Origin of the sequence: Solibacillus sp. FSL H8-0538 (assembly GCF_038003525.1) — a bacterium.
Classification (GTDB): domain Bacteria; phylum Bacillota; class Bacilli; order Bacillales_A; family Planococcaceae; genus JBBOPI01.
Genome location: NZ_JBBOPI010000001.1, coordinates 356,695 through 378,826, shown reverse-complemented (window position 1 = coordinate 378,826; position 22,132 = coordinate 356,695). Strand labels below are relative to the sequence as shown.

The following is a 22,132-nucleotide window of genomic DNA, read 5'->3' as shown; positions in this document are numbered from 1 at the left end:
GTTATTGAATCTTCACACTTGAAATGGGTTTAAATGTTTCTATATTATAACTACTAATTTGTGCACGTGATACTGTGTAAAGTGCGTCATCAATATAGACCATGCGCTGCACAAGATTATACCAATCCTCATACTGCTCACCTTTTGCAGCCGGTTGCACTAAATCCCCAACTAGCTTGATGCCATCAGCTACAGACACTTTATAAATTTGAGCACCTGTTCCTTTGTAAATACTATTGTCCTTGCCCTGATTCTCATAAATGGTAATCGGGAAGCCGTAATAGCCGTTTTCCACATCGCGGAATAGCGCCTTATGATCATGCTGCACATCTGAATACGTACCGCGCCCACCAATAATGACTGAATCCTGCTCCACCGGGTTGGCTAAATCCGTTACATCAAATAAACTCACCTTCATGCCTTTCGTTAAAATCAGTGGCTGCTTCGAATAGTCATCGATTTTCACTTCCGTATCATAGCCAATACCGAGCAAGTGTTTATCATCTATCGGGTGTAAATAATTGCTAAAGCCCGGAATTTTTAATTCACCGAGTACTTTTGGTGCTGCTGGGTTCGCTACATCAATTACAAATAGCGGATCGACTTCCTTAAATGTCACAATATAAGCTTTATCCCCCATAAACCGAGCGGAATAAATTCGTTCGCCGCGCGCTAGATTTGTTAATTCCCCGACTTGCTTTAAATCCTTATCAAAAATAAACAAGTGGTTTTTAGAATCCGCCGTGTTGCCCCATCCATGACCTTCTGTCGTTGCCACGCGGAAATAACCATCGTACTCATCCATTGAAAACTGATTTAATATTAACCCTTTAATTGTCGTTTTTGCGGTCATTTCAATCGTCGTTTTATTAATCGAGAATTTATAAACTTGTGTATCCATTGAAGACGGCATCATTGCGGTATCCATCATGCGCGTCGTAAACATTGGATTATACATTGTTGCAGTTACATAAATAGCATTAGTCGACATATATAACTGACCGCTACTACCTAAATAACTTTCCGTTTGAACCTTTCCCTGCTCGGCATTCGATAAATCAAATGCTGACACAATTAAGAAGTTTGGCTCCGTGCTACCCGGTAAAATCTGAATTTTTTCAAGTGGTAACGGTTGCGAGCTAGTAGATGCTGCGCTGTCATAAATAGCCGGGCGCAAATCAATGTCCATGTTCTTCTCGCGCATTATCCAGTAATTCGGCGTTTGGCTCGTAATCATATAGAGCACGTCACCGTATTTACGAATACCCACAATCGATCCGTCTTGCCCAATTTCACGAACGAGCTTTGGATTTTTTGCATCTTTCACATCAAAAATCGCAAATTTCACAATTGATTTGCCGTCATAGTGACCAGTTGCTAGTTTTTTTTCTTCATACCCGTAATACGTCACAATTAGCTTTTTGTCGTGCAACATTAGCTGCGTGGGATAAATATCATTCCCAAGCTTTTGCTTTTTAACAACCTTCATTTCCGATGGGTCCTTCGCGTCCGTTATGACTAAATAATTATCCATAATCGAATAAATAAACTGACCATCCGTTACAACAATATCCCCTTCTTCAATATCCTCTACTTGATTATTCGTCCCTGAATGTCGCCCACTACCCGTACTACTCTCTGCCGACTGGTCCGATGAAACTGAATTTGATGACTCTTCCTTTGATTCTGTTGTGGGAGAAACGTTTTCGGTATTTAATAAAGCCTGAAAATACGTTGTTAAATCATCTACTGAAGTGATTGCCTCCAGCTGCTCCACCACTTTTACATCGAAGGTTTTATCCCTTTTAAAAACCGTACGTGAAGTAGAAGCGCTCTTTTTCACATGCACCGTATAGTCCCCAACAGATAAGCCATGTACCGCCAACATATTGCGTGCATCATTTAGAATGAACTCTGCCTCTACCTGCTTGCCGTCCTTATCTACAACAAAAATCGAGCCATCTGTAATGCTCGCCTCTTTTAACGCACCTGAAAATGATACATGATACGCCTGATCTACAAACACTGTTGACGTGGCATACGCTTTAATTTCTTTATTGAACATAAAATACGAGCCAATAACTAAACTGAGCATGGCTAGTATAAGCCCACCTGCGTATAATTTGCTCTTCTTCATTTAATTTAATTCCTCCTCGTTTACTCCAGCTTTTGTTTATTAGACTGCGGAAACTGGAAAAAGTTACAGTATTTAACGGTAATTTTTGGTTTGTTTTTTTAGTTAGGAGATTGATTGATACACTAGCTAGATTACTGCTTTTGCTTGCACCACTCTTTGCCTTCGCCTGAGGACAGACCGCGACCTCGAATGACTGGCGCTTTTTCCTAGACGCCACATGTACTTATTTGATCGTTATTCACAAGGGGAAATTTCACGATTCCCTTAACAATAAAAAACGAGAGGAATCCGCATTCCCCTCGTAGTAAAAAGCTATTCAAATGGCCAGCTTGGTAGCATATGCGTGAGTCGCTTATCCGCGCGTCGGCCTAACACATAGTCTGCCTGCATAATCGTATGGATTTCACGAGTGCCTTCGTAAATGACCGGCGCTTTCGAGTTACGCAAATAACGGGCAACGGGATAATCATCCGAATAACCATAAGCGCCGTGAATTTGTACCGCATCATCAGCAGCACGGTTCGCGAAATCGCAAGCTTGCCATTTTGCCATCGAGGTTTCGCGCGTATTACGCACCCCTTTATTTTTCAGTTCCCCGACGCGGTACACAAGTAGGCGGCTCATCTCATACCCGGCCTCCATTTTAGCGAGCATTTGACCGACAAGCTGATGCTCCCCAATCGGCTTGCCAAATGTTTCACGGCTCTCACAATATTGCACACTTGCTTCAATACATGCTTGAATAAGACCAACTGCACCTGCTGCTACAGTAAAGCGCCCGTTATCGAGCGCAGACATCGCAATTTTAAAGCCATCGCCCTCTTCACCAAGACGATTTTCCACTGGAATGCGCACTTCATCAAAAAATAATTCGCCGGTATTTCCTGCTCGAATACCGTATTTTCCCTTAATCGCCTTCGATGAAAAGCCTTCCCATGTGCGTTCTACAATAAATGCCGAAATCCCGTGATGCTTCTTCGCTTTATCCGTGTACGCAAACACAATAAAATGATCTGCCACATCACATAGAGAAATCCATGTTTTCTGCCCGCGTAACACATAAAAATCACCGTCACGCACTGCCACTGAGCTCATCGCCGCCACATCCGAACCCGCACCTGGCTCAGTTAAACCGAACGCGCCAATTTTTTCACCGCGCGCTTGTGGAACTAAATATTTTTCCTTCTGTGCGTTACTACCCCACTGCATGAGCGTCATACTATTGAGGCCAGTGTGCACGGAAACAGCGGTACGAAAAGCTGTATCACCGCGCTCTAATTCCTCGCACACAATCGCTAAGCTATTATAATCCATACCCACGCCACCGTATTTCTCAGGTACGCATACTCCCATGAGACCGAGCTCTGCTAGCCGCTTCCATATACGCGCATCAAAGCCACCAGTAGCATCCCATTCGGCTATAAAAGGCAGTATTTCTGCATCGACAAATTGACGAACTGTTTTTCTTAAAAGCTGCTGCTCTTGTGTAAAATCAAAGTTCATCTCATCACTCCTACCATTTCACAATCATTGATGAACGGTGTGAAATTTCTTTAATGACGACTCCGCGCTTCACCATTTCTTCTATAAATTCTCTACCCGGTACAACCGTTTCTGGCGCATGTACACCGCGGTTTGTAATCACTCCATTGCCAATCATTTGTGCTACGACAGAAATTGTATTCGCTGTTGCCCGCGCCATCGCCGTTACATTTGCTTCCACATCTTTCTTTATCACCATTTCGTATTCATACGTAATTTGTTCCTGAGATTTTTCACCTGCAATGATGGCACGCAATAGCACCGCATCCACTTTTTTACCTAAATCTAATTTTTTCTTCAGCGCCTCACGTGCCACATCACGCACACTTACTTGCTGACCGCCTACTTCTACAAAATTATCCTTACTTAAAAAGCCAAGATCAGCGAGTAGCTTAAACTTTTCCGCATGACCTTTATAGCGAATTGTTTTATATTCAAGCGTTTTGACGTCCGGGTAGGTTTTATAAAGCGTAGAAATGCCACCAGATGTATAAAATGCTTCAAGTACACCAAATTGATCAAAATAAATCGGCTCAATCCCTGTAAGTGACGGCACTTCTGTTAGTTTCCCTTTCGTAATCATTTTTGATGGCTCTGTGTAATGATCAAATACACCGTCTAACGAAAAGACGCGTGTGTAATGAAGCGGTGGCTTTGGCTCTGTTGGAATCCCCCCTACAAAAAGTTTAATAGATTCCAATTTCTCTAATTTCGATGCCCCGTAGCCTGTTAAAATATTGACCATCCCCGGTGCTACGCCTAAGTCTGGAATAATTGTCACATTGTTTTTAACTGCTTCTTCATTTAGCTGTAAAATCGTTTCCGTTATGCCACCAATATGACCACCTAAATCAACAGCATGTACCCCCGCATCAATCGCCGCTCTTGCCACACGTTCATTAAATGCATAAAATAACGCATTTACCGCAACATCCCCTTTGGCAATAACTGCACGTAGATCCTTTTCACATTCTGCATTTAGTTTAACTACTTCAACTTTATCTGTATTTAATGTTGCCACGAACTGCTCCGCAAGCTCCACATTCAAATCTGCTAAAAATACGCTTTCCACAGACGGACTTGCAACTAAATCACGTGCAACCTCTTTCCCCATTAAGCCTGCACCTAGAACGACTACTTTCATGTAAACATCCCCTTTGTCTAGTTTATTAAAAATTGTCCAGGCATTCGCGCCATACCCTAAAAGCCCCTTTTGGTTGGCAATACGCCGATTAATCAACGGTTGCCGCGCGAATAAAAATGGACTCGCATACAGTTTTCTTACGTATCAATTTGAGCTCGCTGAAGCTTGCCGCTGTAATCAACGTAAATACTTTTCCACTCTGTATATACATCTAGTGCTGCCTGACCGGAATCGCGGTGACCATTTCCTGTCCCCTTCGTACCACCGAAAGGCAGATGAATTTCTGCCCCCGTTGTCCCAGCATTGACGTACACAATGCCTGTATCAAGGCGTGCTTGCGCTTTAAATATCGTATTAACATCTTGTGAGAAAATAGAACTCGACAAGCCAAATTTCACACTATTATTAACCTCAATTGCCTCATCCAAATCGGCCACTTCAATAATACTAATGACCGGTCCGAAAATTTCCTCCTGCGCGATAATCATCTCCGCGTGCACATCCGTAAAAATCGTCGGCTCAAAATAGAAGCCTTTGTCAAACGGTGCCTCACTTAAAATTCGACCACCCGTTAAAAGAGTTGCCCCTTCCTGACGCCCAAGCTGCACATAATGATTGATTTTTTCAAGCGCAGCACGATTAATAACTGGACCAACCTTTGTCGCTGGATCAAGGCCATCTCCAATTGTTAAAGTTGTTGTTGCAGCGAGTAGCTTTTGTTGGAGCACTTCCTTCACGTCCTTATGCACAATAACGCGACTGCAAGCGGTACAGCGCTGACCAGCCGTACCAAACGCACTCCATAAAATCCCCTCAACTGCAAGCTCAATGTCGGCATCCTCCATGACAATGACTGCATTTTTGCCGCCCATTTCAAGTGAAATTTTCTTTAAATGCCTGCCTCCAAGCTCCGCAACCTTACTCCCTGTCGAAGTAGAGCCCGTAAACGAAATGACCCGAATATCAGGATGCTCAACCATCGCTGTCCCAATAGTCGGGCCCGTACCAAATACAATATTTGCTACACCTTTTGGTAGGCCAACTTCCTCGAAAATCTTGGCCATTTCGTAAGCCATAAACGGCGTTTCATTTGAGGGCTTCCAGATGAATGTATTCCCTGCAACGAGCGCCGGAAAAGCCTTCCACGTCGCAATCGCAATGGGAAAATTCCAAGGCGTGATGAGACCCACAACCCCAATCGGAGCACGTACGCTCATCGCAAATTTATTGGCGAGCTCAGAAGGGACCGTTTCCCCAAACAGACGTCTTCCTTCCGCTGCCATATAGAGTGCCATATCAATGCCTTCCTGAACTTCGCCGCGCGCTTCCTCAATAACCTTACCCATTTCACGCGTCAACGTTTGTGCTAAATGCTCTTTCTTTTCCTTTAATTTAAACGCAATTTCATATAAATAGTCCGCACGTTTTGGCGCAGGAGTGAGTGCCCATTCCTTTTGTGCATTCTTCGCTTGTTGCACTGCCTCATCTACTTCCACCTTTGTCGAAAGCGGCACTGTTCCAAGCTGTTCGCCATTTGCCGGATTCATAACGGGCATCGTTTGTAACTTCTGCTTATCAGCCCAACGACCACCGATAAAATTTTTAATTTCCATTACGTCTCCCCCTATACTTTTCAAAAAACAACTTATACTGTTTAATTATTCGACAAATTCTACTTTATTCCTTTTTTTTCTATTTCAATTAATTTGAATTTAGTCAGTAACGATGAAACTTTTACCTTATTTCTACGTACATAACATTAACCACATTTTTTTAGGAGGAATTTATTAATGAACAATCACGAAATTGATTACAAACTATTCGGCGATGACATGCAGTTTGTAGAAGTAGAATTAGATCCGAAAGAAACCGTTGTCGCCGAAGCGGGCAGTTTAATGATGATGGAAGATAATATTCGTATGGAAACAGTGTTTGGGGATGGCTCTGGCAATTCAGGCGGCGGTATCATGGGCAAATTGATGGGTGCAGGAAAACGTTTAATTACCGGTGAAAGCTTATTCATGACAACGTTCACAAATGAAGGGATGGGCAAGCGTCGCGTTTATTTTGCATCACCGTACCCTGGGAAAATCATTCCTATGGATTTAAGTCAAATGGGCGGCAAAATTATTTGTCAAAAAGATGCGTTCCTAGCTGCAGCGAAGGGCGTTTCAGTTGGCGTGGAATTCCAGCGTAAACTTGGGACAGGCTTCTTCGGTGGTGAAGGCTTCATCATGCAAAAGCTTGAGGGTGACGGCATGGCATTTATTCATGCCGGCGGAACAATTCACGAGCGCCGATTACAACCTGGAGAAACATTACGCGTTGATACGGGCTGTTTAGTGGCGATGACATCAAACGTAAATTACGATATTCAAGCAGTTGGCGGCGTGAAAACAGCATTATTCGGCGGTGAAGGTTTATTCTTCGCAACACTGCAAGGCCCCGGCACAGTATGGATTCAATCTTTACCATTCAGTCGTTTAGCTAGCCGTGTCTTCGCAGCTGCACCAATTTCTCAAGGCGGCGGCGGCAAGTCTTCAGGTGAAGGCGGCATCGGCGGGTTATTCGATTTATTTAATAAGTAATGCAAAAAACCGTGTGAGCGTTAAATGCTCACACGGTTTTCTTCACTATATACTAAAAGACATTATCTCACCTTCATTTTTGAGTGGGATAGGTCTACCTAATATTAAAAAGAAGCAATTGTTTCTTCTAGTTTTGTTGCCGCATCTTCTAAGCGCTCTGTCGATTCGCCTATTGTCTCGACGATGGATGACAACTCCTCCACTTGCTGACCAGCATTGCGGAAATCAGAAATCGTTGCATCAACTGCAACTGAAATTTTTTCAAATGATGCTAATGACTGTTCATTTTGGGCCATGCCATCATGCACAAGCGCTTGAATATGATGAATGGAACCAATTACTTGTGACGTCACATTACTAGATACGCCAATTAACGAAGCAATTTGCTCAACGGATGACTTCGTTTGATCCGCTAATTTGCGAACCTCATCTGCTACGACTGCAAAGCCTTTCCCATGCTCACCCGCACGCGCTGCTTCAATTGCTGAGTTCAATGCGAGTAAATTTGTTTGACCCGCAATGCTTTTGACAATTTCAATAACCGCATGGATTTCTGATGAGGAAGAATCAAGGGCCGCGACCATTTTCGTCATCTCAACGGTTTTTTCGTTAATTTCAGCTGTTTGCTTGCTTAATAACAGCATTTGTTGATAACCCTCCTCAGACGCATGTTTCGTACCCGCCGCGTCATTAATGCTATTACGTAAATGCGTATTCACATTTTTTGTGCTCGCGACAAGTTCCAACACAGCCTCATTCGTATCCTGCGACTGTACTTCTAACGTTTTAGAAATGCTACCGATGACTTCCTTTACTTCCATTTTCACTTGATTTTGCTTTTCAGTTACTTGCTGAGCCGATACTTTTTCATATTCCTCAAGCACGATTTGCTGTTCAAAATTACAAATTTTACTTATGGCCTCAATAATTTTTTCAGCCTCAACTTTTTCTAAATTCATATCAAATACTATACTACGAATCGTACTTTCAAGCTTTTGGAAAGCTGCTAAATACCACTTCGTCGTTAAACCAATATGAACATGCATCATGGAAACACGACGACGCTTTTCTAAATACGTATTATCAATGCGCCCTTCCATCATTTCAACAATGTGGTGGCGTAATGTTTGGCGCAGACGCTCGGACGTACTATACTTGCTAATAATACTTCGGAAGTGTGGCACTGCCTCAATGGTTCCATAAAACCCTTCTACAACCTCACGAATCCGAACTTCTACCAGTGGCTTTATACGACGAATTAACTGTAAGTCTTCTTTCGTTAAGCCAATAATCTCTAGCTGTAATAAACGGTCTTTATCTGTAATAAATATTCCAACATCCGAAAAATTTCCAGATGGAATCGAGCGTTTTTGCTGTTTCTTTTTAAATGAGAACACATCATCACTCTCCACAATTTAGTTAAATTGTCACATATTACTTAACGTATATTTACAATATAGGGGAGTATATAGTAGTTTACAAGTGTATATTTTCTTACATTTTAAAAAAAAAGACAAAATCCACGATGGATTTTGTCTTTTTTTTAAAATGCTAAAATGACAATTAATACAAGTGCCAATAAAATTCGGTAAATCGCAAATGGCGTTAATTTTACTTTTGAAATTAGTTTTAAGAAGAACTTAATCGAAATGAGTGCAAACACAAACGCACTCACGAAGCCGACTACATAAAACCAGAAGTGGTCTGCATTAATTTCATCCCAGTGCTTCAGTAATGACAGGCCACTTGCCCCTGCCATAATCGGCACAGCCATGATGAATGTGAAGTCCGCTGCAGTTTTATGATCTAAACCTAGCAGTACCCCACCAGAAATCGTTGAACCCGAACGTGAAAATCCTGGCCATAACGATAAACACTGAATTAATCCGATTTTTAATGCTTTTGTATAAGAAATTTCATCAAGTGATGTAATCGCCGGTTTTTTCGGACCGAATTTATCTGCAATAATCATGAAGAATGCTCCGATAATTAAACCAATAATTACCGTTTCAATGCCGAACAGATACTCATCAATCATATCTTCGAATAATACGCCGAACACACCTGCAGGAATAATCCCCATAATGACATGTCCAAGATTAAAACGACCTGCAGTTTGACCTTCGATTTTATACAGGCCAACTAAGCTTAACATGCGCTTCCACATCACAAATACGACCGCTAAAATCGAGCCGAGCTGGATGACGATTTTAAACGTATTCGCCGAGCCCGAACCTAAAAATTCCTCTGTTTTGAGCCACATATCATCGACAATAATCATATGACCTGTTGATGAAACAGGTGCAAACTCTGTCATTCCCTCAACAAAGCCGAGGATCATTGCTTTAAATAATTCTATCCATTCCATAATTAAATCTCCTCAAATAAGTTAAATACTCAATTACAATACAGCAACTCTATATGTTTGTAAATTGAACGTCTACAACCCAAAGTTCTGAACGACTTCCAATGCGCGTTGGCGGTCCCCAAAAACCAAAGCCACTAGACACGAGCGCATGCATTGCCTCTTTTAAATTATAACCATAATCAAGTTCAAAGATTTTCTGTGTAATTAGATGATTCGGCCACATTTGCCCTTTGTGCGTATGCCCCGATAAATGGAAATCTGCACCTAAAGTTGCTGGCGTTTGTATGTCTTCCGGTGTGTGGTCCATCACAATCCAAGGTAAATCCTTGCTTTCTGGTGCCAGAGCTTGTAACGGGAGCCGATTTTTATTCGTCCGGTCTTCTCGTCCTGTAATGATAAAACGATTTTCAACAGAAATGGTTTCATCCATTAAAATTTGGACATTGGCATCTAACATCGCTTGCTTTAAACGCGGAATCTCTCCTCCGTAATATTCATGATTACCGAGCACCCCGTATACACCATATGTTGTGGTCAGTTGCTTCATGACATCACCCATTCCCTTATTAATAAAGCGCATCGGGTCATCGTCAATCAGATCCCCTGCGAGTAGTACAAGGTCCGGTTTCGCTATATTCGAAAGGTCCACGAAATTTTGCAAATGGCGCTTATTTGAAAGAATGCCTAAATGTAAATCCGAGGCGACAACAATCCGCATATCCTCCCCCGGTTTATTAATTTGAATGGCTAATTCGCGCACAACTGGTGAATATGCATTATACGTACCAACAGCCAATAGCATCACTAGCGTAACCAGCACACCCGCCCCTGCAAATTTTGTCGTCAGCGGCGTAAACTTCACAAGTAAATTCGCAATAATGCAAAGCGCAATGCCATACTGAAAAACAAACATCCAATAATTCCCTAGCACATAAACCGGTGTCAGTAGCGGATGTAGCTTACCAATTATAAAGCCTAATGAAATCACAAATAGTAAAAGCCAAAATACTAACGGCCAACGATATATATCAAGTGATTGCATCCAAGTCTTTAAATTCCAGCCAATATAATAAGTAATGCCTCCATAAACAGCAATCGCCATTATTCCAAGTAACGCTTTCATCGCATACCTCCCTCATTATGAATCTTTCTAGTTGTTTTTTATGTATATAATAGTAGTTGCTTGCTATTTTACTATATTTGTAAAGGGAGTGTTAGTAATGGACGCTGAAATCATTGCCGGATTTATTGTTTGTTTTTTAGTCGGGCTCGGTTCAATCGGACTTGGCTGGCTCATTTGGAAGAAGGAATACTTACATTTAATATCAGGCTTCAATGCCTCCACTTTTAAAGGTGACAAACAACTTTTAGCCCGTACAGTCGGTCTTTTTATGTACATAGTAGGCGGCTTAGCGATTTTGCTGCCGTTTGGATTGGAATTTATCGGTGAATGGGTTGGGATATTGTTTGGAGTTGTTGTTATCATTGGGAGTACATGGGTGATCATTGCAGCGAATAAGAGGTGATTGGGAATGGGGGGTGAGGGGGGTTCATTCACACCCGAAGTTAGTGCGTTCGCGTTCGCATCGACTTGGTTCGTTCAAGAGGCAAGTTGGGGCGTTCGCGTATGCTGTTTGTTCGTTCAGGGGGCACGTTGGTTCGTTACCACACGAAGTTCGTTCGTTCACACTCCCAGTTAGTGCGTTCACCAACAACGCCCAAAACAAAAAGCCCCGCATACACTGCGGGACCCCTCATCCTAATAAGCAATATTAATAACAACACACACTTTAAATAAATCACCGTCTACCGAAATATTCATCCGGCCGCCGTGTAAATCGACAATCGACTGCGCTATAGCAAGCCCGAGTCCAGAGCCTTCCGTATGGCGCGATGTATCGGCACGTTTGAAGCGCTCGACTAATTCCGTTGCGTCTTCATTGAGCTCGTACTTCGCTACATTTTTCACGGTGAATTCGGCCTCATTGCCAGTTACCTTCAAATTCACGTAAACCCGTGTGCCCGGTAATGAATATTTACGTGCATTAATAATTAAATTATCCACTACGCGCCACCATTTTTGGCCATCCACATACGCGAAAATTGGTTGTTCGCTAATTGTCACACGTAAATCTAGTCCCGCTGCTGTATAATCTTCTCCGTGCTCTCCGATTGCCTGCTGCAGAAGCTGTGCTAAATCAACACGCTGCTTCACGAGCTCTATATTGCCACTCGCCATTTTTGATACTTCAAATAAATCTTCTATTAATGTTTTGAGACGCGCCGATTTTTTATCCAAAATCCCAATATATTTCGCGCGCTCCTCTGCATCTAAATCCGGATTTTTCAATAAATCTGTATACGTAATAATCGACGTTAGCGGTGTGCGCAAATCATGGCTCACATTAGTAATAAGCTCAGTTTTCATACGCTCACTTTTCGCCTGTTCTGTCATTGAATTACTTACGCCATCACGCAAATCATTTAAATTACGCGCGAGATCCGCAAACGGCGACTTGCCTTTTACTTCTATGTTGCTCGTTAAACGCCCCTCTGCCATATCCTTCGTCTGCATCATTATACGAGTTAGGTAGCCCATTCGACGCATGAAGACAAACAGTGTTGGAATTAAAACTAATACAAAAAGTGGTATATATATTAATAACAGTTCCGGTGCCAGTAGCACACCCGCCAAGCCCAACCCTGCAAGGAAGAACACAATAATCATTGCGAGTGACTGTACGCCGATTGAACGAATTAAAAACATCCCCGTTGCCGCTTCCCAGATTTTATACGTAATCGTCTGTTGTAATTGCTGTGTTAACTGCTCAAGCGAACGAACATCCTCATACAGCCAAACCGCACTAATAATTAGTGCACTGAAGACTATATAGCTTAGTACAACGAGCACTGCAAGCTCAATCAAATTCATAATATCTAAATAATGCTCGTAATAATACCCCATTGCATGTATCGTATCCGTGAAGCCGTCTAAAAACGCAACTGTGAAAAATATAAATATGCCCACAACTACAACGCGCGTATCTATCGGCCATTTTGTAAACACCTGACGTACTGCTGGCAACACATGAAATGAAGAGAGTTTTGGCTTTGCAAAGAACAATAGCCCCAATAACGTAAGAGCCCCTGTTGCCCAAACAATGTAGTATATCATTTTCGAAATCGTAAATGCCTCATAATTTTCTGCAAAATCAGCACGCTTCATTAATGATTTTGGTATTGTAATTGTGCCGCTGAACTGAGCACCCACTGTATTTACTTTAAACGAATCATAAAGCAAACCGATTTCTTCCGAATATTCACTCACATAAATATATCTTTCTTCATCCACATCAAATAATTTCTTATTTTGACCAAATGTTTGCTTATATACCGATGCTTCCTTCACGTCGCCTGAAGAATAGTTTTGGCCCGTATCTACATTCGTAAAATCATAAGCAAAATAACTATAATTGTTTTTAAAGTTATTCTTCTCTTGTTTCCAAGAAGTCGCAAAGTTATCTAGAGCCTTTTCTTTAATGGCACGGATTTTTGCCTCAACGACCGAATCATCTTCAAAATTCGCTCTCACTTCAGCAATTTTACGGTCTCGCTCTTCTTCTAGAATAGTGGTTGTTTCTTCATCATACGTAGATTTATTTTCGTCAATATCATCTGCATACTGTTGCTTAATAATTGTTACTTGTTCTGCCAACGTACCATAGTAATTACGGTAATAATCGATTTCTTCCTCTGTTACAGTTATACTTTTTTTGGATTCTTCTGCATCAAAAGTATTTAATTCATACCGTCTTAGTCCATCAAGAAACTCGTAATGATTTTGTTCAAAATACTCTGACTCAAAATAAGTTTTCCCTACATACTCGGAGCTTTCAAACAAAAAACAAAGAGTCGCAAACACAGTCCAAAATATAAGAAAAAGCGTGAGGAGTAGCTTGCTAGTAATTTTCATTCAACAAACCTCCTAAAATAATTTTAATAATAGCTGAAACGTATCCGCAAACCGACTGTCAATATAGCGCCATGTATAATTCCCGATTAGTATGACACCAATTACGGCGCTGATAATGCCGCATGCTGTTGCTAGTTTATTTTTCAATTTTGTAACCAAGTCCCCATACCACTTTTAAATAGCGGGGATTTTTTGGGTCGGCTTCGATTTTTTCACGGATTTTACGGATGTGCACAGCGACAATATTTTCGGCGTTGTATGCTTCCTCATTCCACACCATCTCGTAAATATCACGGATAGAAAACACGCGTCCTGCATTTTTTAAAAGAAGCTCCGTAATTTTGTATTCTATCGGCGTTAGCTTCACCGGCTCCCCGTCTACTCGGATTTCGCGTGCTGCGGCATCAAGTTCTAAGCCGGTTACTACTGTAGTTTGCTCCTCGTATGTCCCTAAATCAACGTAACGTCTGAGCTGGGATTTCACACGCGCCATGAGTTCGAGTGGATGAAATGGTTTTGTAATATAATCATCTGCGCCAACCGACAGTCCGTGAATTTTATCTGTATTTTCTACCTTCGCGCTCAGCATCAAAATCGGGATATTGCGTGACTCACGAATTTTAAACGTTGCTGTAATGCCATCCATCTTCGGCATCATAATGTCTAAAATAATTAAATGTACCTCATGTTTTTCCAGTAGCGCCAATGCCTCCACACCGTCCGCCGCTTTTAACACGTTGTAACCCTCGTTCTTTAAATAAATTTCAATTCCGTCACGAATGTCCTGATCATCATCCGTCACTAATACCGTAAGCTTCGTCATACACTCACCTCACTACTTTTTCTTATAACTTAATATTAACTGGTAAAAATGAACATTCACCTAGGATAATTCTGAAGAAATTCTTAAGATTTGATTGTTTATGTGCGGATAGCTACTAGTTAAGAGCTCATCGCGTGCTGTTTAGATTACTTAGCATTCCTTAAGTGAGGTCAACTCTTATTTTAGTGCGCTTGGCCTTTTTATGAGCGGAGAACCCTTAGTTTAATGCGGTTCTCCACCTATTTAGATCACATTCTAACTACAAAAGCAAAACAAAAAGCCACTCAATTAAGTGGCTCTCCGACTTCCAAATGTTAATACGATAATACCACCTAATAATAGAGCGACTCCGACCCATGATGTTGCACTTAAATATTCCCCGATTAAAAAGACGCCGAGCAGTGCTGCCGTTAACGGTTCCGCTAAACTCAATGTCACCGCAGCCGACGAACTAATTTTTTTCAAACTTGCTAAAAACAACAAGTATGCCACACTCGTTGCTACGACTCCCATAAAGAGCATAGGCCATAAATTTTGTGGCTCAGCTACCCAGCCAAATCCCCCGCGCGCAGCAAGTGGTAATAAAAATAATGCACATAAAGAGAATGTCATCGCCACAGCTGGTAGCGTTTCTTCCTTCGCCATCAACTGCTTACTCACATTCGTATACAGCGCGAACATAATGCCTGCACATAATGCGAGCAGCACGCCCACTGGATCCACAACTGCACCGCCGCGATTCACAAATAGTAGCACACATCCTACAATCGCAAGCAGCGTCGCAATACCCCACACGCGCGTAGGCCTTACTTTCCAGATAAGCCACTCAATGACACCTGCAAAAACCGGTGAACTCCCGATCGTCACCACTGTTCCAACTGCCACGCCTGTAAAACGGACGGATGTAAAAAATAAGCACTGGAATAGCGCGATTGCGAGCGCCGCTAAAATCGTCCACTTCCACGACCAGTCCCGTAAATTAATTTTCCGCATAAAAATTACCGTTAGTAGTAGCAAGCCTCCACCTATTCCAGAACGTACACCAGCTACCGCAAACGGTGACACCCCTTCTTGTAAAAAGGTTTGCGTCGTGCCTACCGTTCCCCATAGCATCGCAGCGAGTAACACAAATATGTATGGTAATACATTCACGTCTCTCAAGCCACCTTCCCAAAAACATTCCAATAATATTTCTATGCTACCACAACACCCACATAGCCGCGAGATGAATTCTTTCCGAACTTTCATTATAATGAAGGGAGTACATAGTAGAAATGGAGGTCATCATTTATGTATAAATCGGTTGAACAAACAGCACAGGATTTAGGAATGCCAGAGCATCAAATATTTCAATACATTTATGCAGGTCGTATTAAGGCAATACATGATGGCAGCGATTATTTAATTAATAGCGCTCAGTTTGACTCCTACCATCAGCAGCTTGAACGCATTAAGGAAGAAATTGAAATTTGGCGCAACACACCTATTCCCGAAGACATTGACGTTAAGGATGAGGATTAATTAATTTCTCATTTATTGAAATTTTATAGCTTCTAAAATAATAAAAGCGAGGAATTCTCAAGGGTGCTTCCCTAAGATTCCCCGCTTTTTTAATTTAAATCGTCACTACGAAACCTGCTCGTTTTCCAATAATTTCTGCATAATCTTCAACCATGACACTTGCTGTCGGATACATACCAGCACCTGGTCCTGTAATCGAAAGTGTCCCAATATAATTTGTTTCCATTGCTACCGCATTGAACACATCATCAACCGGATATAATGGATGTTCTGCATCAACTAATAGCGGCGCAACTTTCCCGTAAATTGTGCCATCCTCGCGCTTTTCAACCTCAGCCACATGACGATAGCGCAAGCCCTTCTCTGTTGCTGCTGCTACTTGCTCTGATGAAATTGTATCGATGCCGATGACTTCAACGTCTGCCCAGTCTGGCTGCTCACCAAATGCTAATGAAGATAAAATCATTAATTTTTTAAATGCATCCTGCCCAGATACATCATTAAATGGGTCCGCTTCCGCATAGCCTAAACGCTGCGCTTCTAGTAGCGCATGCTCAAATGACCAGCCTTCTGCACGCATTTTCGTTAAAATGTAATTCGTTGTGCCGTTTAAAATGCCTTGCACACGACTCACATCATTTACTAGTAAAATATTTTTCATCGTTTTAATAATTGGCACGCCACCTGCAACAGACGCCTCGTAGCCAACGAAAACACCGTTCGCTTTTGCTAGCGCCTGTAGCTCTTCCCCGCGCTTTGCAAACATCACTTTATTTGCTGTGATGACGTGACATTTATTTTCTACCGCACATTTTAAGTAAGAATATGCCGGCTCCTCATTAACAATTGCTTCGAATACAACTTGTAAACCTGTTTCTTCAAACACATCATCAATATTTTCCGTCATTAAGTGCTTCGTACCAGGAACACGTTCACGACTTGCATCCGTTACTAGAATTTTCGCCACTTCTAGCTCAACGCCTAGCTTCTCACGTAGTTCTTCTCGCTTTTCATTTAAAATATGATAGATACCTTGACCGACTGTGCCAAACCCTAAGATGGCTGCCTTTATTGTTGCCATACGTTTTCATCCTCCAAATTTCTAGAAAGACACATCCCATTCCAAAATAGGGCGAGATAATGTCCTTTAATATGTGGTTAAGAAAGTATAACTCTCTTAATCACTATAAAAACATCTATATATACTAACTATTCGAAAAATTTTACTTAAAGAAAATTTTATCGCATCTGTATGCCGAAAACAAGAGAAATCTCTCCTAGAAGGACATTTGTTTATTTCAAAAGGTCAAAGAATGATTATATTATTTTTCTAGTATAACTTATCTTGAATGACAATTCACAAAAATCTGTTTTATAAATCCATAATTTTCTATTTAATGATGTTTTTTCCTAAATAATGAGATTATAATGAAATCAAATACCAACCAGTTAGCACTTTTTTTAAAAAGGAGGATTATTAGTGTACTTTTCCTATTCACAAAAAGGACAGGCATTACGCGAAAAATTAATCGCTTTTATCGACGAGCATGTATATCCGAACGAATCTGTATATCATGAGCAGCTTGAGGCACAAGCCAATCGTTTTAGTGCGATTCCACCAATTTTGGAGGAATTAAAGTTAAAAGCGCAGGAAGCTGACCTTTGGAATTTATTTTTACCGGATAGTATGTACGTCGCTGGTTTAACAAATTTAGAGTATGCACCTCTTTTTGAAATAATGGGGCGCTCACTAATCGCACCACAGATCCTCAATACAAAAATGTCAAAAGTGGTAATTGAACGTCGCAACGACTATCTGCTGAACGCTACATCGCTTCAACGTCTCGGCTCTGAGAATGATTTAAAGGGGGTAGCACTCTTTTTAGCTAGTGCCTCCAATTATGTAACTGGCGATACGATCGTAGTAGACGGTGGTATGGCGGCTATGATTTAGGAGGTGACAAATTGAAACTAAAAATTATTGAAGAAAGCTTAAATCAGTTCGAACGACAAGGATTTAGTGCCACATCGATTCAGCAAATTATGGAGGCAACTGGGGCAACAAAAGGAACGTTTTATTACCATTTTAATAGCAAGGAACAACTGCTCATGGATTTTCATACCGATTACATTGATGACCTACATGACCGGCTATTCATCAAGCTTGCTCCCCTCTCCTCTCCAATCGAAAAATTACGCGCGGTTGTGGAACTACTCATTTTAGATATTCAAACTAATGGTCAACAGGCTCGTGTTTATTTCCGCGAAATGCGGCATTTATCGCCGGATCATGCAGAACTTATTAAAGAAAAACGTAAACAGTTCCGTAATGTCATCGAGCTCATTATTGAACAAGGGATTGCAGAGAAGGAATTCAGACGAGAACTCAATCCGCGCTTAACAAGCTACGCACTACTCGGGATGACGAACTGGAGCTACCAGTGGTTTGATGTGGACGGCACTATGTCCTTATCGGAACTCGCGGATACTTACACAACCCTACTATTACAAGGAATGATGCAAACGGAGGAGTAACTATGCAAGATACAATACCAGTACGAAAAGGTGAGGAACTACCTACTGGAGCACTGCAGGCCTCGCTCTAAATGAACTTGCCTGGCTAAGTAGACAAGCGGCTTGCCATCGAGCAATTCGGTGCAAGGCATTCCAACTTAACGTATGTACTAACGCTTGGCCACCAGCAAAATGTGTTACATCGTCCTCCACTTGGACCTGGAGCAGCAAAAGCACATAATACGGAGCATGAATTTAAAATTTTCAGACTATTCATCCGATCTTTCCGGTAGCACCAAAGCCGATTTTATTTTCCAATGATGAATCGATAATTGGCAGTCCGTTTTTCACCATGGAGCGATAGAAAGACACAACTCGCGCAAAATAGGACGAGTTGATGTCCTTTAATATGTGGTTAAGCAAGCTATACTTGCTTAACCACTAAAAAAGCTAGCAGGTGTGAAAATGCACTAGCTAGCTTTTTATTTGGCTATCATAAGTTTTACATTCTTTTTTTGTTTGGATTTGTTCAATTCGGCTAAATCGATGTACAACTTAATTGAAATTATGCGTCACCGGCACTTATTTGCAATTAAGTTGTATGTCGAATTGGTCCATTTGCAATTTGGCACTGTTAAACGCTACTGTTGTTTAATTAGCTAATCCAACCGTACTAAAGGCCAACACGGTGATGATCATGGTGAAAGTAAGATTTACCTACAAATCTTTATTAAGATAAAAAACAACACAAAGTTAGAAAGACACATCTCGCCCAATATAGGGCGAGATGATGTCCTTACTTATGTAGATAAGAAAGTTATACTTTCTTATCTACCAAAAAAAATACTAGCAACGAATGTTACTAGTAAGAAAACAGCCATTATAAAAATTGGGGGTTACACCGCAACGCTAACCTTCTCTAATATAGTAGTACGATAAGCATCTAAAATTTTGGTCATTACTGTTAATTCATCAGCAGTATACGCAGGGATTCCATAAGGGCGGTGAATTAATTGAAACTCACCGTATCTTAAAAACCATTCCTTTGCCGGTGCAGGAATATGATTATTATAGTACTCCTTATACGCATCGAACACTTCTTTTACAACATAGCCCGCTTCAAGAGAGTGAGTTGCCTCTGAAAATGCGCAATGTCCATATACCTTCTGCCACATTATTTCCACATCCGCCAATAAATGTTGGATTGATAATTGATTAACGAAAGTGTGGACATCATTTAGTTCATAAATTATGTACGCTGCGACATTTTGTGCACTATAAACATTTCCCATTTTCAACAACTCCTTTTCTTTTTTCAAGCTTTCTTGGTGATTGTGCTGAGCGGCAAAATCGCCACCGTAAAGTGCTTACTCATCTATTCATAAAGTGGGGGAACACTCAAAAAAACAAATTTAACTTTTGCTTTTGTTATATTAGCTAATCCAACCGTGCTAAAGGCCAACACGATGTTGTTCATGCTGGCAAGGCACGGTAGTAGTAAGTTTTCATTACTAATCTTTATTTACATAAAGACAACGGTTATTAAAATTTCTCTGCAAGTGGTTGTTCATCCACAATTCTTAAACCTATTGTAATGCTAGGAATTAAAGATGTCAATAAAGCTTATTAGTTTACTTGGTATTTGATTTAAAAAAAAGGCGCTTCCCTACGAAATGATGCAGGTTGATACGCCATTCTTCTATATTACTTACCTATGCGTTTGTTGGTGTTGCTTCTATTTTAACTGCAACCTTTGCTAACGCTTGCTCTAAATCTGCAATAATATCTTCTACCGCTTCTAGGCCAATTGATAAGCGAATGAGCTCCTCTGATACACCAGCCACTTTAAGTTCTTCTGCGGATAATTGTTGATGCGTTGTTGATGCTGGGTGAATAATTAGTGATTTAGCGTCTCCTACATTCGCAACATGTGAGAATAATTCAACATTATCAATCACTTGGCGACCCGCCTCACGTCCACCTTTAATGCCGAATGTTAAAATCGACCCGTAACCGTTTTTCAAATATTTCTTCGCTAAGTTATGCGAAGGGAAATCTTCAAAGCCATTGTAATTTACATAGTCCACGAATGGGTGGTTGCGTAAATATTCCGCGACTTTTTGTGTATTTTCATTATGACGGACAATACGCAAATGAAGCGTTTCAAGTCCTTGTAAGAAATTAAATGCCGCATCTGGAGATAATGTTGGACCAAAGTCTCGTAATAATTGAACGCGCAGTTTTGTGGCAAATGCAGCCCCTGCTGTGTCAATTCCGTAACGTAAGCCGTGGTAAGACGTATCTGGCTCTGTATAGCTTGGATGTCTCCCCTGCGCCCAATCAAATTTCCCAGCGTCTACAACGATGCCGCCAATTGTCGTACCGTGACCGCCAATCCATTTCGTTGCTGAATGGATGACAACATCTGCGCCAAACTCAATAGGGTTACTACCGTATGGAGAAGCAAATGTGCTATCGATTAATAATGGTAGGCCGTTTTCATGTGCGATATTTGCTACCGCTTCAACATCTAATACGTTTAAGCTCGGATTGCCAATAATTTCAGCAAATACCGCTTTTGTATTTTCCGTAATAGCCGCACGGAAGTTTTCAGGGTCTTTTTCGTCTACGAACTTCACCGTAATGCCGTAGCGTGGTAGTGTTTGCGCAAATAAATTATATGTCCCACCATATAGTGAACCTGCTGCAACAATTTCGTCGCCTGTGCCGGCTAAATTTAAAATGGAGAATGCGATTGCCGCTGCACCAGATGAAAGTGCGACTGCAGCTGATCCGCCTTCAAGTAACGCAACACGTTCTTCAAATGCAGCTACTGTAGGGTTTGTAATACGAGAGTATATATTGCCCGCTTCTTGAAGTGCGAAAAGACGTTGCGCATGAGCTGTGTCTTTGAAAGCGTAAGCTGTTGTACGGTATACCGGTACGGCAATTGCTCCTGTTACCGGGTCTGGCTTTTGCCCACCGTGTAATAATACTGTTTCTGGTCGTAAATTAGACATGAATAAATTCCTCCTAAATTGTTTTTCGATGGCTTGATCGGTGTAATAGAGGAGGATTTTTTGAAAACTAAAAAACCCTCTTCAGCTAAGAAGAGGGTTCGCAAATGAGCAAGTTTTCCTCCCCTTATCTTTCAAAATGCAATTGCATCTTGTAGGAATTAGCACCTTAGTCAGTTCCTCACTCACTTGGTTGCCGGGCATCTCAGGGCCTATTCCCTCCGCCGCTCTTGATAAGAGTTATGTGATTCATGTTCCATCGTTGTTTCACAGTATAAAGCAGAGTAGTTTTATAAGTCAACTTAAATTTTAAGTTTTTTCTGATAAATCAAACATTTATTTTGTTAAATTGCAAATACTACTTATATAGAAATAGTATTTTAACCAAACTTTAACAATCGAAATTACTGTAAATGTTATAATTTACATATCGTTATAGCAAGTACAGCTTCATTTTAATTACGTTCATTTTGTTCAGTGACGTTTTTAACATAATTTATTTAAC

At 41.2% G+C, this 22,132-nt stretch carries 19 protein-coding genes, 1 pseudogene and 1 riboswitch; of the genes and pseudogenes, 6 read left to right on the top strand and 14 right to left on the bottom strand.

Translation table 11 applies throughout. The features are described 5' to 3' along the window. Position 1: 1 nt before the first annotated feature. The 4 genes from MHH87_RS01790 to MHH87_RS01775 form a co-directional block, all read right to left on the bottom strand. The gene (locus MHH87_RS01790) at positions 2–2,137 is read right to left on the bottom strand and encodes a beta-propeller domain-containing protein (RefSeq protein ID WP_340747618.1); all 2,136 of its coding nucleotides are present in this window, start codon (positions 2,135–2,137) and stop codon (positions 2–4) included. Positions 2,138–2,449: 312 nt separating this feature from the next. After that, complete coding sequence (locus MHH87_RS01785; protein WP_340747617.1) at positions 2,450–3,640, bottom strand: acyl-CoA dehydrogenase family protein; 1,191 nt, start codon at positions 3,638–3,640, stop codon at positions 2,450–2,452. A 10-nt stretch (positions 3,641–3,650) separates the two neighbouring features. Next, entirely contained in the window at positions 3,651–4,823 is a 1,173-nt protein-coding gene (locus tag MHH87_RS01780; protein WP_340747616.1) for a saccharopine dehydrogenase family protein, read from the bottom strand. Between the two features lie 137 nt (positions 4,824–4,960). After that, entirely contained in the window at positions 4,961–6,436 is a 1,476-nt protein-coding gene (locus MHH87_RS01775; RefSeq protein ID WP_340747615.1) for an aldehyde dehydrogenase family protein, read from the bottom strand. Between the two features lie 177 nt (positions 6,437–6,613). On the opposite strand from MHH87_RS01775, the gene MHH87_RS01770 reads away from it, so the two are divergent. After that, positions 6,614–7,411: a TIGR00266 family protein gene (locus MHH87_RS01770; RefSeq protein ID WP_340747614.1), complete on the top strand. Its 798-nt coding sequence runs from the start codon at positions 6,614–6,616 to the stop codon at positions 7,409–7,411. Between the two features lie 104 nt (positions 7,412–7,515). Here MHH87_RS01770 and MHH87_RS01765 read toward each other — a convergent pair whose 3' ends face one another. From MHH87_RS01765 to MHH87_RS01755, 3 genes are all read right to left on the bottom strand, one after another. Beyond that, the gene (locus tag MHH87_RS01765; RefSeq protein WP_340747613.1) at positions 7,516–8,808 is read right to left on the bottom strand and encodes a globin-coupled sensor protein; all 1,293 of its coding nucleotides are present in this window, start codon (positions 8,806–8,808) and stop codon (positions 7,516–7,518) included. A 146-nt stretch (positions 8,809–8,954) separates the two neighbouring features. Continuing rightward, positions 8,955–9,779 carry an undecaprenyl-diphosphate phosphatase gene (locus MHH87_RS01760; protein ID WP_340747612.1) on the bottom strand — a complete coding sequence of 275 codons (825 nt, stop codon included), beginning with the start codon at positions 9,777–9,779 and terminating at the stop codon, positions 8,955–8,957. 49 nt (positions 9,780–9,828) lie between these two features. Then, positions 9,829–10,902 (bottom strand): metallophosphoesterase, encoded by a 1,074-nt coding sequence (locus tag MHH87_RS01755; protein ID WP_340747611.1) that lies wholly within the window; start codon positions 10,900–10,902, stop codon positions 9,829–9,831. 97 nt (positions 10,903–10,999) lie between these two features. Here MHH87_RS01755 and MHH87_RS01750 point away from each other — a divergent pair, with 97 nt between their 5' ends. Next, positions 11,000–11,305, top strand: coding sequence for a DUF3784 domain-containing protein (locus MHH87_RS01750; RefSeq protein ID WP_340747610.1), 306 nt, complete (start codon positions 11,000–11,002; stop codon positions 11,303–11,305). Positions 11,306–11,538: 233 nt separating this feature from the next. On the opposite strand, the gene MHH87_RS01745 is transcribed toward MHH87_RS01750, so the two are convergent. From MHH87_RS01745 to MHH87_RS01730, 4 genes are all read right to left on the bottom strand, one after another. Continuing rightward, positions 11,539–13,752: a sensor histidine kinase gene (locus MHH87_RS01745; protein ID WP_340747609.1), complete on the bottom strand. Its 2,214-nt coding sequence runs from the start codon at positions 13,750–13,752 to the stop codon at positions 11,539–11,541. Between the two features lie 12 nt (positions 13,753–13,764). After that, positions 13,765–13,899 (bottom strand): hypothetical protein, encoded by a 135-nt coding sequence (locus MHH87_RS01740; protein ID WP_340747608.1) that lies wholly within the window; start codon positions 13,897–13,899, stop codon positions 13,765–13,767. Then, a complete protein-coding gene (locus MHH87_RS01735; protein WP_340747607.1) occupies positions 13,889–14,575 on the bottom strand; it encodes a response regulator transcription factor in 687 nt (228 codons plus the stop codon). The genes MHH87_RS01740 and MHH87_RS01735 overlap by 11 nt, the downstream gene beginning before the upstream one ends. Positions 14,576–14,863: 288 nt before the next feature. Next, positions 14,864–15,727 carry a DMT family transporter gene (locus MHH87_RS01730; RefSeq protein ID WP_340747606.1) on the bottom strand — a complete coding sequence of 288 codons (864 nt, stop codon included), beginning with the start codon at positions 15,725–15,727 and terminating at the stop codon, positions 14,864–14,866. A 138-nt stretch (positions 15,728–15,865) separates the two neighbouring features. On the opposite strand from MHH87_RS01730, the gene MHH87_RS01725 reads away from it, so the two are divergent. Next, positions 15,866–16,096 carry a DNA-binding protein gene (locus MHH87_RS01725; RefSeq protein WP_340747605.1) on the top strand — a complete coding sequence of 77 codons (231 nt, stop codon included), beginning with the start codon at positions 15,866–15,868 and terminating at the stop codon, positions 16,094–16,096. A 94-nt stretch (positions 16,097–16,190) separates the two neighbouring features. Here MHH87_RS01725 and MHH87_RS01720 read toward each other — a convergent pair whose 3' ends face one another. Further along, positions 16,191–17,177, bottom strand: a complete 987-nt coding sequence (locus MHH87_RS01720) for a homoserine dehydrogenase (protein WP_340747604.1) — start codon at positions 17,175–17,177, stop codon at positions 16,191–16,193. Positions 17,178–17,576: 399 nt separating this feature from the next. Here MHH87_RS01720 and MHH87_RS18850 point away from each other — a divergent pair. The 3 genes and pseudogenes from MHH87_RS18850 to MHH87_RS01710 all read left to right on the top strand — a co-directional run. Further along, positions 17,577–17,870, top strand: a pseudogene (locus MHH87_RS18850) (acyl-CoA dehydrogenase); the annotation flags it as partial. Positions 17,871–17,876: 6 nt separating this feature from the next. Then, complete coding sequence (locus MHH87_RS18845) at positions 17,877–18,050, top strand: SDR family oxidoreductase (protein ID WP_445683112.1); 174 nt, start codon at positions 17,877–17,879, stop codon at positions 18,048–18,050. A gap of 11 nt (positions 18,051–18,061) precedes the next feature. Then, positions 18,062–18,631 carry a TetR/AcrR family transcriptional regulator gene (locus MHH87_RS01710; protein ID WP_340747602.1) on the top strand — a complete coding sequence of 190 codons (570 nt, stop codon included), beginning with the start codon at positions 18,062–18,064 and terminating at the stop codon, positions 18,629–18,631. A gap of 875 nt (positions 18,632–19,506) precedes the next feature. Here MHH87_RS01710 and MHH87_RS01705 read toward each other — a convergent pair. Next, positions 19,507–19,902, bottom strand: a complete 396-nt coding sequence (locus tag MHH87_RS01705) for a hypothetical protein (RefSeq protein WP_340747601.1) — start codon at positions 19,900–19,902, stop codon at positions 19,507–19,509. A 420-nt stretch (positions 19,903–20,322) separates the two neighbouring features. After that, the gene (locus MHH87_RS01700) at positions 20,323–21,630 is read right to left on the bottom strand and encodes an O-acetylhomoserine aminocarboxypropyltransferase/cysteine synthase family protein (RefSeq protein ID WP_340747600.1); all 1,308 of its coding nucleotides are present in this window, start codon (positions 21,628–21,630) and stop codon (positions 20,323–20,325) included. 121 nt (positions 21,631–21,751) lie between these two features. Further along, positions 21,752–21,867, bottom strand: a riboswitch (SAM riboswitch). Positions 21,868–22,132 lie beyond the last annotated feature (265 nt).

Coding starts and splice junctions, on each gene's coding strand:
- MHH87_RS18845 (WP_445683112.1), top strand. CDS start 17,877: ATGTCAAAAGTGGTAATTGAACGTCGCAACGACTATCTGCTGAACGCT.
- MHH87_RS01775 (WP_340747615.1), bottom strand. CDS start 6,436: ATGGAAATTAAAAATTTTATCGGTGGTCGTTGGGCTGATAAGCAGAAG.
- MHH87_RS01780 (WP_340747616.1), bottom strand. CDS start 4,823: ATGAAAGTAGTCGTTCTAGGTGCAGGCTTAATGGGGAAAGAGGTTGCA.
- MHH87_RS01700 (WP_340747600.1), bottom strand. CDS start 21,630: ATGTCTAATTTACGACCAGAAACAGTATTATTACACGGTGGGCAAAAG.
- MHH87_RS01755 (WP_340747611.1), bottom strand. CDS start 10,902: ATGAAAGCGTTACTTGGAATAATGGCGATTGCTGTTTATGGAGGCATT.
- MHH87_RS01745 (WP_340747609.1), bottom strand. CDS start 13,752: ATGAAAATTACTAGCAAGCTACTCCTCACGCTTTTTCTTATATTTTGG.
- MHH87_RS01750 (WP_340747610.1), top strand. CDS start 11,000: ATGGACGCTGAAATCATTGCCGGATTTATTGTTTGTTTTTTAGTCGGG.
- MHH87_RS01735 (WP_340747607.1), bottom strand. CDS start 14,575: ATGACGAAGCTTACGGTATTAGTGACGGATGATGATCAGGACATTCGT.
- MHH87_RS01790 (WP_340747618.1), bottom strand. CDS start 2,137: ATGAAGAAGAGCAAATTATACGCAGGTGGGCTTATACTAGCCATGCTC.
- MHH87_RS01725 (WP_340747605.1), top strand. CDS start 15,866: ATGTATAAATCGGTTGAACAAACAGCACAGGATTTAGGAATGCCAGAG.
- MHH87_RS01720 (WP_340747604.1), bottom strand. CDS start 17,177: ATGGCAACAATAAAGGCAGCCATCTTAGGGTTTGGCACAGTCGGTCAA.
- MHH87_RS01770 (WP_340747614.1), top strand. CDS start 6,614: ATGAACAATCACGAAATTGATTACAAACTATTCGGCGATGACATGCAG.
- MHH87_RS01760 (WP_340747612.1), bottom strand. CDS start 9,779: ATGGAATGGATAGAATTATTTAAAGCAATGATCCTCGGCTTTGTTGAG.
- MHH87_RS01705 (WP_340747601.1), bottom strand. CDS start 19,902: ATGGGAAATGTTTATAGTGCACAAAATGTCGCAGCGTACATAATTTAT.
- MHH87_RS01785 (WP_340747617.1), bottom strand. CDS start 3,640: ATGAACTTTGATTTTACACAAGAGCAGCAGCTTTTAAGAAAAACAGTT.